Origin of the sequence: Kitasatospora sp. NPDC057518, from assembly GCF_042802075.1 — a bacterium.
Lineage (GTDB): Bacteria > Actinomycetota > Actinomycetes > Streptomycetales > Streptomycetaceae > Kitasatospora.
In genome coordinates this window covers 1-12,831 of record NZ_JBHVEU010000257.1, presented here as the reverse complement: position 1 = coordinate 12,831, position 12,831 = coordinate 1, and the positions used below count along the sequence as shown (strand labels likewise).

At 71.8% G+C, this 12,831-nt stretch carries 10 protein-coding genes; 6 read left to right on the top strand and 4 right to left on the bottom strand.

Going from position 1 to position 12,831, the window contains the following annotated elements:
• Positions 1-38: 38 nt before the first annotated feature.
• Positions 39-911: a hypothetical protein gene (locus ACFU7Z_RS24690; RefSeq protein ID WP_380779682.1), complete on the bottom strand. Its 873-nt coding sequence runs from the start codon at positions 909-911 to the stop codon at positions 39-41.
• Between the two features lie 190 nt (positions 912-1,101).
• Between ACFU7Z_RS24690 and ACFU7Z_RS24685 the strand changes: the two genes are divergently transcribed.
• The gene (locus tag ACFU7Z_RS24685; RefSeq protein ID WP_049648951.1) at positions 1,102-3,741 is read left to right on the top strand and encodes a valine--tRNA ligase; all 2,640 of its coding nucleotides are present in this window, start codon (positions 1,102-1,104) and stop codon (positions 3,739-3,741) included.
• A gap of 311 nt (positions 3,742-4,052) precedes the next feature.
• Complete coding sequence (locus ACFU7Z_RS24680) at positions 4,053-4,577, top strand: hypothetical protein (RefSeq protein WP_380779680.1); 525 nt, start codon at positions 4,053-4,055, stop codon at positions 4,575-4,577.
• A 31-nt stretch (positions 4,578-4,608) separates the two neighbouring features.
• On the opposite strand, the gene ACFU7Z_RS24675 is transcribed toward ACFU7Z_RS24680, so the two are convergent.
• The 3 genes from ACFU7Z_RS24675 to ACFU7Z_RS24665 all read right to left on the bottom strand — a co-directional run bounded on the left by ACFU7Z_RS24675 (position 4,609) and on the right by ACFU7Z_RS24665 (position 8,941).
• Complete coding sequence (locus ACFU7Z_RS24675; protein ID WP_049648949.1) at positions 4,609-6,144, bottom strand: chitinase; 1,536 nt, start codon at positions 6,142-6,144, stop codon at positions 4,609-4,611.
• A gap of 165 nt (positions 6,145-6,309) precedes the next feature.
• Positions 6,310-7,455, bottom strand: coding sequence for a non-hydrolyzing UDP-N-acetylglucosamine 2-epimerase (gene wecB / locus ACFU7Z_RS24670; RefSeq protein ID WP_380779678.1), 1,146 nt, complete (start codon positions 7,453-7,455; stop codon positions 6,310-6,312).
• A gap of 52 nt (positions 7,456-7,507) precedes the next feature.
• Entirely contained in the window at positions 7,508-8,941 is a 1,434-nt protein-coding gene (locus ACFU7Z_RS24665) for a glycosyltransferase family 2 protein (RefSeq protein ID WP_380743963.1), read from the bottom strand.
• 184 nt (positions 8,942-9,125) lie between these two features.
• Here ACFU7Z_RS24665 and ACFU7Z_RS24660 point away from each other — a divergent pair, with 184 nt between their 5' ends.
• The 4 genes from ACFU7Z_RS24660 (at position 9,126) to ACFU7Z_RS24645 (ending at position 12,749) form a co-directional block, all read left to right on the top strand.
• Entirely contained in the window at positions 9,126-10,517 is a 1,392-nt protein-coding gene (locus ACFU7Z_RS24660; RefSeq protein ID WP_079271806.1) for a folylpolyglutamate synthase/dihydrofolate synthase family protein, read from the top strand.
• A gap of 1 nt (position 10,518) precedes the next feature.
• Positions 10,519-10,869 (top strand): DUF4233 domain-containing protein, encoded by a 351-nt coding sequence (locus ACFU7Z_RS24655; protein WP_049648948.1) that lies wholly within the window; start codon positions 10,519-10,521, stop codon positions 10,867-10,869.
• A gap of 108 nt (positions 10,870-10,977) precedes the next feature.
• Complete coding sequence (gene ndk / locus ACFU7Z_RS24650; RefSeq protein ID WP_049648947.1) at positions 10,978-11,391, top strand: nucleoside-diphosphate kinase; 414 nt, start codon at positions 10,978-10,980, stop codon at positions 11,389-11,391.
• A gap of 332 nt (positions 11,392-11,723) precedes the next feature.
• Positions 11,724-12,749, top strand: a complete 1,026-nt coding sequence (locus ACFU7Z_RS24645) for a rod shape-determining protein (protein ID WP_049648984.1) — start codon at positions 11,724-11,726, stop codon at positions 12,747-12,749.
• The last annotated feature ends 82 nt before the right edge of the window (positions 12,750-12,831 follow it).

Below are 12,831 nucleotides of genomic sequence, written 5' to 3'. Positions count from 1 at the left end.
CACCGGATCCGGTGCGGGGCCCCTCCTCGTGGCGTGCGCTACTTGGCGACGACCATGGCGTCGCGGATCGCCCTGGTCTGGTCGGCCGCCTGGGTCAGGGTGGTCTCCTGGCCGCCGGTGAGCTGGCCGTGGCTGTTCACGTTCATCTTGCTGAAGGTGACCCGGCCGGTGGTGGACCTGTCCGCCCACACGCAGACCGTCGGACCGGGCTTGCCCGCGATCCCGGCCACGCCGCAGGAGAGCTTCGCGGAGGAGTTCCTGGAGTCGCGGGCCGGGAAGTCGGTCAGCGGGGTGGTCCAGGTGACGTCGTCGTCGCCGGTGCTCTTCTTGGCGTCCGCGATGATCTTCCCGGGGTCGTTGAGCTTCCCGTAGACGCCGAGCACCGAGAAGGTGTCGAGGTCGGTGCCCCGGCTGTAGCTGGCCGCGATCACGTGGAGGTCCTTGCCGAAGTCCGCCGCCTCCGGCTTGTTCGGGTCGACGGCCTTGTCCTCGGCCGACTTCTGGGAGTAGCCGTCCGGGATGGTGTCCGGGGCGGACATCCGGTACCGGCCGCCCTGGTCGTTCCCGCCGAGGAACTTCCAGGCGGCGAAGCCGCCGCCGCCCAGCACCAGGGCGCCGACCACCAGCCCGATCACCAGGCCGCCCTTGCCCTTGCGCTGCTGCGGCTGCTGCGGGTAGCCCGGCTGGCCGTACGGGGCCTGCGGAGGCACGCCGTACGGCTGCTGCGGGGGCTGGCCGTACTGCGGTTGGCCGTACGGGGGCTGCGGCTGCGGTTGGCCGTACTGCGGCTGGCCGTACGCGGGCGGGGGCGGGGGCGCGCCGTACGGCTGCTGCGGCGGCGGGCCGTACGGCGGCTGACCCCCGTACGGCTGCGGCTGTCCCTGCGGGTACTGCTGTCCCTGGCCGTACATCTGCGTCCGTGCTCCCCCGCCGCACCCGCGGCCTGTCGTCTGTCCGGTCGTCCGTGCCCGTCCGGTCCACCGGACGAGTGCCCGGGCACGCTACCGCACGGCGCCGGGCCGGGACCCGTCCGGTCCGCGCCGGGGCCGCGGACCGGAAAGCGGTTCGTGACCCACCCCCCGGTTACGTAAACTGTGCGTCGTGACCGACACGACGAACCAGCGCCCCGTGAGCACCTTTGCCGGGGACGAAGCAGCGACCCTCCCGACGACCTACACCCCCGCGGACGTAGAGGGCGAGCTGTACGAGCGCTGGGTAGACCGTGGCTACTTCACCGCGGACGCGAAGAGCGACAAGCCCGCGTACACCATCGTCATCCCCCCGCCGAACGTCACCGGCGTCCTGCACCTGGGCCACGCCTTCCAGCACACGCTGATGGACGCGCTGACCCGCCGCAAGCGCATGCAGGGCTTCGAGACGCTCTGGCTGCCCGGCATGGACCACGCCGGCATCGCGACCCAGAACAAGGTCGAGCAGCAGCTCGCCGAGGAGGGCCTGTCCCGGCACGACCTGGGCCGCGAGGCCTTCGTCGAGAAGGTCTGGGAGTGGAAGAAGAGCTACGGCGGCCGCATCCTCGGCCAGATGCGCCGGCTCGGCGACGGCGTGGACTGGTCGCGCGAGCGCTTCACCATGGACGAGGGCCTGTCCCAGGCCGTCCAGACCATCTTCAAGCGGCTCTTCGACGACGGCCTGATCTACCGCGCCGAGCGCATCATCAACTGGTGCCCGCGCTGCCTCACCGCGCTGTCCGACATCGAGGTGGAGCACGAGGACACCCCGGGCGAGCTGGTCTCGATCCGCTACGGCGAGGGCGACGACTCGATCGTCGTGGCCACCACCCGGGCCGAGACGATGCTGGGCGACACCGCGGTGGCGGTCCACCCGGAGGACGAGCGCTACAAGCACCTCGTCGGCCGGACCATCAAGCTGCCGCTGACCGACCGTGAGATCCCGGTCGTCGCCGACGAGCACGTCGACCCGGAGTTCGGCACCGGCGCCGTCAAGGTGACGCCCGCGCACGACCCGAACGACTTCGCCATCGGCCAGCGCCACGACCTGCCCAACCTGTCCGTCATGGACGAGTGCGGTGCGATCACCGTGCACGGCCCCTTCCTCGGCATGGACCGGCTGGAGGCCCGCTCGGCCGTCGTCGGCGCGCTGCGCGAGCAGGGCCGGATCGTCGCCGAGAAGCGTCCGTACATGCACGCGGTCGGCCACTGCTCGCGCTGCCACACCGTGGTCGAGCCGCGGCTGTCGCTGCAGTGGTGGGTCAAGGTCGAGCCGCTGGCCAAGGCCGCCGGCGACGCCGTCCGCGACGGCAAGGTGGAGATCCACCCGAAGGAGCTGGAGCGCCGCTACTTCGACTGGGTCGACAACATGTACGACTGGTGCATCTCGCGCCAGCTGTGGTGGGGCCACCGGATCCCGGTCTGGTACGGCCCGGACGGCGAGGTCGTCTGCGTCGGCCCCGACGAGCAGCCGCCGACCGGCGAGGGCTGGCACCAGGACCCGGACGTCCTGGACACCTGGTTCTCCTCCGGCCTGTGGCCGTTCTCCACGCTCGGCTGGCCGGAGAAGACCGCCGACCTGGAGAAGTTCTACCCGACCGACGTCCTGGTGACGGGCCACGACATCATCTTCTTCTGGGTCGCCCGGATGATGATGTTCGGCCTGTACGCGATGGACGGCGAGGCGCCGTTCAAGACCGTCGCCCTGACCGGTCTGGTGCGCGACGAGTTCGGCAAGAAGATGTCGAAGTCCTCCGGCACCGCGGTCGACCCGCTGGACTGGATGGACGCCTACGGCGCCGACGCCGTCCGCTTCACCCTGGCCCGCGGCGCCAACCCGGGCGCCGACGTGCCGATCGGCGAGGACTGGGTCAAGGGCTCGCGCAACTTCTGCAACAAGATCTGGAACGCGACCCGCTTCGCGCTGATGAACGGCGCCACCGTCGAGGGTCCGCTGCCCGCGCCGGAGGAGCTGACCGCGGTCGACCGCTGGATCCTGTCGCGGCTGAACGCCACCGTCGCCGAGGTGGACGGGCTGTACGAGGACTACCAGTTCGCCAAGGCCACGGACGCGCTGTACCACTTCGCCTGGGACGAGGTCTTCGACTGGTACGTCGAGCTCTCCAAGACCACCCTGGCCAAGGGCGGTCCGCAGGCGGACGCCTCGCGCCGGGTGCTGGGCGAGGTCCTGGACGTCACCCTGCGGCTGCTGCACCCGGTCGTCCCGTTCGTCACCGAGGCGCTGTGGACGGCGCTCACCGGCGCCGAGTCGCTGGTCGTGACCGAGTGGCCGAAGGACAGCGGCTACCGTGACGCGGCCGCCGAGTCGGAGATCGCCACGCTGCAGCAGGTGGTCACCGAGGTCCGCCGGTTCCGTTCGGACCAGGGCCTGCAGCCCGCGCAGCGCGTCCCGGCCCGGCTGGAGCTGGCCGGCACCGTGCTGGCCGTCCACGAGGACGCGATCCGCTCGCTGCTGCGGCTGACCGCGCCCGAGGAGGGCTTCGCGGCCACCGCCTCGCTGCCGGTGGCCGGTGCCACCGTGTCGCTGGACCTCTCCGGCACCATCGACGTCGCGGCCGAGCGCAAGCGCCTGGCCAAGGACCTCGCGGCCGCCGAGAAGGAGAAGGCCCAGACCACCGCCAAGCTCGGCAACGAGGCGTTCCTCGCCAAGGCGCCGGACGAGGTGGTCGCCAAGATCCGGGGCCGCCAGGAGGCCGCCGAGGCCGACATCGCCCGGATCACCGCCCAGCTCGCGGCGCTGCCGCAGGGCTGACCGCCCGTCCCCGCCGAAGGGGCCGTACTCCGCGACGCGCGGGGTGCGGCCCCTCGGCGTTTTCCGGGTTCCGGTTCCGGTTCGGCTTCCCCGGCCGCTTTCCTTACACCAAATAGCCCAGGAACATTGCTCCCTTCCGGCGAATTATCATCCTGCGACCGGGTGAGGTCCTATTCCGAGCGAATTGATTCCGGTCTTGCCCGCGCGGGTTCGCGGAAGTTTGCAGGTCCGCTGTGTACCGTGTGCACGGAGTTTCCGAATGGGCGTTTCCGCTGAGCGTTCCTGCTGAGCGACGGACGGGAGGGCATGGCGTGGTGGTGACCGAGGAGTTGGCCGACGAACTGCCTCTGGAGGCGGTCGAGGAGGCCAAGGCCAGGGCGGCGACCTTGCTGCTCGCGTTCCGGCACGGCAACCAGATCGCGTTCGACCACGAGCTGGACCTGCTGTTCGCCGAGCACGCCGAGCGCGAGGTGACCACCCTGCTCGCCTGGATCGCCGCCGAGGCCGTCCGCAAGGCGTACGCCCCCGAGGTCGGCGACCGGGTGCTGCGGGCGATGGCCCGGCGGGCCCCGGAGGACACCGGCGGGGTCGCGGTGGACGAGGAGACCGCGAACGCGGCCCAGCTGATCGAGGCGGTGGCGGCCGGCGAGGTGGCCGAGGTCTGCGGCCTGGTGGCCGCGACACCCGACACCACCTTCCTGCTCGGCGGTCTGCTGCAGGGCGTCGCGATGATGCTGCCGCTGCTGCCCGACGGTGAACTGGCCGAGATCACGGCCGAGTTGCGCCGTCGGCACGGCGGCGCCGCGCACGTCCCGGAGGCCCGGGCCGGGGTCTGAACCCGGGCCTCCGGCAGGCCGGCCGGGCCGGTTACGGCATGGCGTGCAGGTGCGAGCCGATGGTGCCGGCCACCGGGTTGCCCGCCTTGGCGTCCCAGTTGGTCGACCAGGTCATCGCGCCGCCGATGCCCGGCCAGGTGGTGTCCGGCTTGTAGCTGCCGCAGTTGGTGCCGGAGGCCAGGCAGTCCAGCGCGTTGTTGACGGTGCCGGCGGCGAGGTACCCGCCGCCCGCGGCGCTGGTGGAGGCCGGCACCCCGAGGCCCACCTGGTCGGGCCGCAGCCCGCCCTTGAGCTGGATGCAGGCCAGCGCGGTGAGGAAGTTCTCGGTGCCCTGGGAGTAGACGTTCCCGTCGCAGCCGTTCATCGCGCCGGAGTTGTAGTACTGCATGTTGACGATGGTGAGGATGTCCTTCACGTTCAGCGCCAGCTTGAAGTACTCCATGCCGGTCGACTGCATGTCGATCGTCTGCGGCGCCATGGTGAGGATGAATCCGCTCCCCGCCTTCGCCGCCAGGGCGTGCAGCGCCTGGCCCATGTAGGTGGAACTGATGCCGTTCTCCAGGTCGATGTCGATCCCGTCGAAGCCGTAGCTCTGCATCAGCGCCCAGGCGGTGCTGGTGAAGGTCGCGGCGGAGGCGGAATCGCCCACCCAGACCGTGCCGTTCTGGCCGCCGATGGAGAGCACCACCCGCTTCCCGGCCGCCCGCTTGGCCGCGATGTCGGCCTTGAACTGGGCGTCGGTGTAGCCGCCGAGGCGGGAGGAGAGCGCCGGGTCGAGGGTGAAGCTCAGGCCGCCGCGGGTGGCGGTGGCGTCCGCGAAGGAGACCGCGATGATGTCGTAGGCGGCCGGGACGTCGCTGATCCGCTGGACGGTGGCGCCGTTGTCGAAGTTCTGCCAGTAGCCGGTGAGGATGTGCTTGGGCAGGTCCGGCGGCTTGCCGGTGGAAGTGGGGGTGGGCGTGCCGCTGTCCGTGGGGGTGGCCGTCGGACTCGGCGAGGCGGTGGAGGTGGCGGTGGCCGTCGGGCTCGGTGACGGCTGCGGTCCGCCGGGGCCGAGCAGCGAGACGTCGTCGGCGGCGAAGGCCGGCTGCCCGTACCAGCCGTGCAGGTAGACGGTGACGCTGGTGGTGTTGGGGCCGGTGGTGAAGCTCGTGGTCAGCTGGGTCCAGCCGCCGGCGCCGGGGGTCCAGGTGCTCGGGTCGGTGCCGCCGGTGCCGCGGGCGCCCAGGTAGACGTACGAGCCCTGCACCCAGGAGCTCAGGGTGTACGCGGAGGAGGGCTTCACCTGGACGGTCTGGGTGCACTCGCCGGTGTCGCTCCCGGCCGGGGTGGACTGCAGGGCGTACGTGCCGGAGTGGACGGTGGTGCGCTGGACCGTACCGCTCGAACAGGTCCAGCCGGACAGGTTCCCGGTCTCGAAGCCGCCGTTGACGATCAGGTCGGTGTCGGCGGCGTGGGCGCCGGTGCCGCCGGCCAGGACGAGTCCGCCCAGGCCGATGACCAGGGCGCTCGCTCCGGCGAGCAGGGAGTGGACGGCGCGCGGGCGCCGGTGTCGGGCAGGTGGCATGACTCCGTCTCCAGTGGGGGAGGCCCGGCGGGCGCCTCGTGGGGGAGGAGCGCCGTCCGGGGTGTCGATGGTGCGCGTGCGGGAGCTACCGACAACTCAAGTCCCGGTCGGGAACGGAGACTTGCCTCACAAGGTGGAGTAGACCAATTCTGCTGTCAAGAGGACCTAGGCCGCCGACGGCAACGCCTGCCGGCTGGCCGGGTCGGCGAGTGCCGCGGTCAGCGCGGCGATCCGGGCCGAGGCCAGGCCGTCGCCGTACGGGCTCGGGGTGACCGCCAGCCGGGCGAGCCGCTCGGGGGTGTCGGAGAGCCAGGCGCGGGCCAGGGTGCCCAGTTCCTCGTCGGGCCGCACCAGCGCGGCGAAGCCGGCCGCCACCGCCTCCGGACGCTCGGTGGAGCGGCGCACCACCAGCAGCGGGCGGCCGAGCACGGTGCACTCCTCCTGCACGCCGCCGGAGTCGGAGACCAGCAGCGCCGCGTGGCACGCCAGGCCCAGGAAGTCGCCGTAGCCGACCGGGCCGGTGACGGCGAGGCGCTTCAGCAGGCCGTCCAGGCCGAAGCGTTCGACGGCGGCCCGGGTGCGCGGGTGCATCGGGAACAGCACCGGGGTGCCGGCCCGGGCGATCCGGTCCAGCTCGGCGAGCACCGCGCCGAGCGCCTCGGCGGTGTCGGTGTTCTCCGGGCGGTGCACGGTGGCCAGCACGTACGCGTCCGGGCGCAGGCCGTGCGCGGCGAGCAGCGCGGCGCGGGCGGCCCCGTCCGGCAGCTGACGGCGGACCACCTCGACGACGGTGTTGCCGGTGAGCTCGATCCGGTCCTCGGCCAGCGACTCGGCGCGCAGGTTGGCGACGTTCTCCCCGGTGGCGGCGCAGAGCAGGTCGGAGACGTGGTCGACCATCACCCGGTTGTGCTCCTCGGGCATCGCCCGGTCGAAGCTGCGCAGCCCGGCCTCGACGTGGACCAGCGGGATCTCCCGGGCGTTGGCGGCCAGCGCCCCGGCGAGGGTGGCGTTGGTGTCGCCCTGGACGACCACGGCGGCGGGGCGGTCCTCGGCGAAGGCGGCGTCCAACTGGCCGAGGGACTGGGCGATCTGACCGGCCCGGGGGCGGCCGCCGACCCCGGTGAGCAGCTCCGGCCGGGGCAGGTCCAGGTCGCGCAGGAAGCGGCCGGACATCGCCTCGTCCCAGTGCTGGCCGGTGTGCACCAGCCGGGTGGCGTCGCCGAGTTCGTGGATCAGCGGGGCGAGCTTGACCAGCTCGGGGCGGGTGCCGAGGACGACGGCGACGCTGGACGGGGGCAGGCACATGCTCATGCGGGGCTCCGGTGGCGTGGGGGAGGGGCGGCGCGAAGGGGGAGGGGCGGGCTCAGGACTCGAGCGCGGTGGGGGCGCCGAGGGCGGTCTTCTCGGCGTTGCGGCGGGTCTTGGCCCAGCCGTTGCGGCCGAGCAGCATCCGGACCGCGGCCCGGGTGGCGACCACGAACAGGTGGTAGGCGTAGAGCCAGACCAGGACGCCCCAGAGCAGCCCGGTGAGCCGGCCGCGGTCGGGGTGGACGGCCCGGCGGTAGGCGAAGCCCCAGAACACCATCGGCAGCGTGGCGAGCACGAAGGCGAGCAGCATCCACGGGCCGAACCGGAGCTGGAACTCGGCGGTCTCCTCCGGGAAGAGCACCAGCCCGGCGCCGGTGATCCCGAGCGAGACGGGGAAGAGCAGCACCAGCAGCACGCAGACCACCGGCTGGAGGAAGGTGTACAGCACCTCGGCCTTGCCGGTCGCGGTGTAGTGCGGGGAGCGCAGCACCCGGCCGGTGTAGCGCAGGCACTGCATGTTGCCCTGGGCCCAGCGGGTGCGCTGGGTGAGGAAGCGGCGCGGCGAGATCAGGCCCTCCTGGGAGACCTGGGCCTCGGTGACGTGGGTGAGCCGCCAGCCGGCCAGGCGCAGGTCGAGGCCGGACTCGTAGTCCTCCAGCAGGGCGCGCTCCGGCCAGGGGCGGCCGGCCCGGCCCTCCTCGGCGGTGAGCGAGTCGAGGGCGGTGAGCCGGACGAACTGGCCGTTGCCGCCGAGGCCGACGCTGCCGGTGCGGCGGCGCAGCAGCTGCATGCCGGTGTTGGTGGCCTGGAACTCGACGTCCTGCATCCGCACCAGCGCGCGGGCCAGGGCGTTGGCGAGCCGGCCGCGGCCGGGCAGCGGGAGCTCGTCGTCGGCGTTGCGCATCCGGACGCCGATCTGGACGGCGCCGGTGTCGGGCCGGCCGAGGGCCTTGGGGTTGCAGACCCGGGCGAGGGTGCCGGGGTCGAGCTGCCCGTCGGCGTCGACCACGCCGATCACCACCCGGGAGCGGTCGGTGCCCTCGGGCAGCCGGGCGGAGATCTCCCGGTAGGCGGCGTTGAGGGCGGCGCCCTTGCCGATCCGGGCGTGCGGGCGGCGGCGCTGGACCAGGTGGATCCGCGGGTCGCGGGCCGCGGCGGCGAGGACCAGCTCGCGGGTGGCGTCCTCGCTGTCGTCGTCGATCACCCACAGGTGGGCCTCGGGCGCGCTGGTCCGCAGGCCGTCCAGGGTCTGGGTGACCACGGCCTCCTCGTCGCGGCAGGGGATCACCAGGTGCCACCGGAAGGCGGCGGGGTCGCCGGGCTCGGCGGGGCGGCCGTGCCGGAAGGCGTGGCGGGAGCCCGCCCAGTACACGAGGAAGCGTCCGAAGACGAGGGCCATGTAGCCGACGAGCGCCAGGGAGATCAGTCCGGCGACCCAGACGACGGCGTCCTGGCGAAGCACGATCCACTCGTGCAGGGCGTCGGGCATGGCGCAGTGCTCCCAGTGATCAAAGGCTGAAGGCTCCTATCGGTTGCGAATCGATGCTTCATTGCGGTTCAAATCGCTAAATCAATAGTAAAGGGAGGAAACTAGCTGATCATGGGAAAGAACGGGCAAAGTGGTCGTTCTCACCCCGTGAGGAGGACCCGCCAGCGCTCCGTAGACTGTGGACGTGAGCGACAAGGCCGACCCGAACCCGTACACCATCCGCCCCGCCGACGGCGGCACCGGCGACGCCCTGCGCGACGTCGAGGTGGAGCTCTCCAAGCGCTGGCCGGAGAACAAACTGGAGCCCTCGCTCGACCGGATCGAGGCGCTGATGGACATCCTGGGCCAGCCCCAGCGGTCCTTCCCCTCCATCCACATCACCGGCACCAACGGCAAGACCTCCACCGCCCGGATGATCGAGCAGCTGCTCAACACCTTCGAGCTGCGCACCGGCCGCTACACCAGCCCGCACGTGGAGTCCGTCACCGAGCGGATCACCCTGGACGGCGCCCCGATCACCCCCGAGCGCTTCGTCGAGGTCTACCGCGACATCGAGCCCTACGTGCAGATGGTCGACGCGGCGCAGCCGGTGCCGATGTCCTTCTTCGAGGTGCTGACCGGCATGGCCTACGCGGCCTTCGCCGACGCCCCGGTGGACGTCGGCGTGGTCGAGGTCGGCATGGGCGGCTCCTGGGACGCCACCAACGTCATCGACTCCGCCGTCGCCGTGATCACCCCGATCGGGCTCGACCACACCGACAAGCTCGGTGAGACCACCGGCGAGATCGCGGTCGAGAAGTCCGGGATCATCAAGTCCGGCGCCGTCGCCGTCGTCGCCCAGCAGCAGCTGGACGCCGCCCAGAACATCCTGCGCCGCGCCGTCGAGGTGGACGCCACGGTCGCCCGCGAGGGCATGGAGTTCGGCGTGATCCGCCGCGAACTCGCCGTCGGCGGCCAGCTGGTGACGCTGCGCGGACTCGGCGGCGAGGAGTACGAGGACGTCTTCATCCCGCTGCACGGCGAGTACCAGGCGCACAACGCGGCCCTCGCCCTGGCCGCGGTCGAGGCCTTCTTCGGCGTCGGCGGCGCGCGCGGCGGGCAGCTGGACGTGGACAAGGTCCGCCAGGGCTTCTCCGGCGTCTCCTCGCCGGGCCGCCTGGAGGTCGTCCGCCGCAGCCCCACGATCGTCCTGGACGCCGCGCACAACCCGCACGGCGCCCGCGCCACCGTGGCCGCGCTCACCGAGTCCTTCGGCTTCACCCGGCTCGTCGGCGTGATCGGCACCTCCGGGGACAAGGACGTGGCCGGCGTGCTGGAGGCCTTCGAGCCGATCCTGGCCGAGGTCGTCATCACCCAGAACTCCACCCACCGCGCGATGGACGTCGACGCGCTCGCCGCCCTCGCCGTCGAGATCTTCGGCGAGGACCGCGTGCAGGTCGAGCCCCGGCTCGACGACGCCATCGCCGCCGCCGTCAGCCTCGCCGAGGAGGAGGGCGACCTCGGCGGCGCCGGGGTGCTGGTCACCGGTTCGGTCATCACGGTGGGCGAGGCCCGCCTGCTGCTCGGGAGGAAGTGACATGAGGACGCTCTGCTCCTCGACTCTGATCGGCGAAGTGCTGCTGGTCCTGTTCGCGGCGCTGGTCGCGATGCGGCTCACCGACGTCTCCAACGCGGAGATCTGGACGGTCAGCGGCATCGCGATGGCGCTGTGCGTCCTGCTCTGCGGCATGATCGACCGCCCCGGCGCGGTGCAGATCGGCTGGGCGCTGCAGATCGGGCTGATCGCCAGCGGCTTCGTGCTGCCGACCATGTTCGGGCTCGGCGTGGTCTTCGCCGGCCTGTGGTGGTGCTCGGTGCACTACGGCCGCAAGGTGGACGCGTTCAAGGCCGCCAGGGCCGCCGCGGAGGCCGCCGCCGTACAGGCCTGAGGCTCGGACCAGCGGACCGACACGCCGTGTACGCAAGGTAATCTCTGCCCTGTCGGCGCCGCCTGTCGACCCGACTGTCTGCCGAACCGAATCCCCAGGAGACGCACCGTGTCCCAGCGCACTCTCGTCCTGCTCAAGCCCGACGCCGTCCGCCGCGGCCTGGCCGGCGAGATCATCAGCCGCATCGAGCGCAAGGCCGGCTGGCGGTTCGCCGCCATCGAGCTGCGCACCTTCGACCGGGCGACGCTGGAGCAGCACTACGCGGAGCACGTGGGCCGCCCGTTCTACGAGCCGCTGCTGGAGTTCATGACCACCGGCCCGTCGATCGCGCTGATCGTCGAGGGCGAGGAGGTCGTCAAGGGCATCCGCATGCTGGCCGGCGCCACCAACCCGCTGGAGGCCGGGGCCGGCACCATCCGCGGCGACTACGCGACGATCACCCGCGAGAACCTGATCCACGCCTCCGACTCCCCGGAGTCCGCCGAGCGCGAGATCAAGATCTTCTTCCCCGCGCACGCCTGATCCGGCGAGCGGGACCCGGGCGACACGCCCGGGGGGACGTTCGTACCGCCCCGGTCGGGACCATTGGCCCGGCCGGGGCATTCTTATCGTGAAATAGGGAACTGGCGGCGCCGACACGGCGTCCCAATCCTCGGAGATGCGATCACGCCCCGGACAATGGACGGTATGCCCCACGCCGACGTCCGTACCGAGTGGCGTGGCTACGATGGACGCGACTCAAGGGCCCGGTAAGACAGCTCAGCTGTTCTCCGCCCACGCGTGGACGCGCGCATTCGTCCACCCCCCCATGAACTCCGAGCCCGGGAAGGCACCCACACCCCATGGCGAGCAACCTGTCGTTCATCGGCCGCGACTTGGCGATCGACCTCGGAACAGCCAATACGCTGGTGTACGTCAGGGGCAAGGGCATCGTTCTGAACGAGCCGTCCGTCGTCGCGGTGAACACCAACACCGGCGGCATCCTCGCCGTCGGCGCCGAGGCCAAGAAGATGATCGGCCGCACCCCGGGCAACATCGTCGCCATCCGCCCGCTCAAGGACGGCGTGATCGCCGACTTCGAGATCACCGAGCGGATGCTGCGGTACTTCATCCTCAAGATCCACCGCCGCCGCTACCTCGCCCGCCCCCGCGTCGTGGTCTGCGTGCCCTCCGGCATCACCGGCGTCGAGCGCCGCGCCGTCATCGAGGCCTCCTCGCAGGCCGGCGCCCGCCAGGTGCACATCATCGAGGAGCCGATGGCCGCCGCGATCGGCGCCGGCCTGCCCGTCCACGAGGCCACCGGCAACATGGTCGTCGACATCGGCGGCGGCACCACCGAGGTCGCCGTGATCTCCCTCGGCGGCATCGTCACCGCCCAGTCCATCCGGGTCGCCGGCGACGAGCTGGACAACGCGATCGTCCAGCACATCAAGAAGGAGTACTCGCTGCTCCTCGGCGAGCGCAGTGCCGAGCAGATCAAGATGAGCATCGGCAGCGCCTTCGGCCTGGAGGGCGAGAAGGACGAGCACGCCGAGATCCGCGGCCGCGACCTGGTCAGCGGTCTGCCCAAGACCGTGGTCATCTCCGCCGCCGAGGTCCGCGAGGCCATCGACGAGCCCGTCAACGCGATCATCGACGCGGTCAAGACCACCCTCGACCAGTGCCCGCCCGAGCTGGCCGGCGACGTCATGGACCGGGGCATCGTGCTCACCGGCGGCGGCGCCCTGCTGCGCGGCCTGGACGAGCGGCTGCGCCGCGAGACCGGCATGCCGATCCACATCGCGGAGAACCCGCTCGACTCCGTCGCGCTCGGCTCCGGCAAGTGCGTCGAGGAGTTCGAGGCGCTCCAGCAGGTACTCGACGCTTCGCCGCGTCGTTGACAGGTCGCCGCACCACCGGCACCACACGTCACATCAGACACTCGACTGAACGGGCCGCCGCCCGGGCCCCACAGCCCCGGGC

Coding starts and splice junctions, on each gene's coding strand:
- ACFU7Z_RS24690 (WP_380779682.1), bottom strand. CDS start 911: ATGTACGGCCAGGGACAGCAGTACCCGCAGGGACAGCCGCAGCCGTAC.
- ACFU7Z_RS24675 (WP_049648949.1), bottom strand. CDS start 6,144: ATGCCACCTGCCCGACACCGGCGCCCGCGCGCCGTCCACTCCCTGCTC.
- wecB (WP_380779678.1), bottom strand. CDS start 7,455: ATGAGCATGTGCCTGCCCCCGTCCAGCGTCGCCGTCGTCCTCGGCACC.
- ACFU7Z_RS24665 (WP_380743963.1), bottom strand. CDS start 8,941: ATGCCCGACGCCCTGCACGAGTGGATCGTGCTTCGCCAGGACGCCGTC.
- ACFU7Z_RS24655 (WP_049648948.1), top strand. CDS start 10,519: ATGAGGACGCTCTGCTCCTCGACTCTGATCGGCGAAGTGCTGCTGGTC.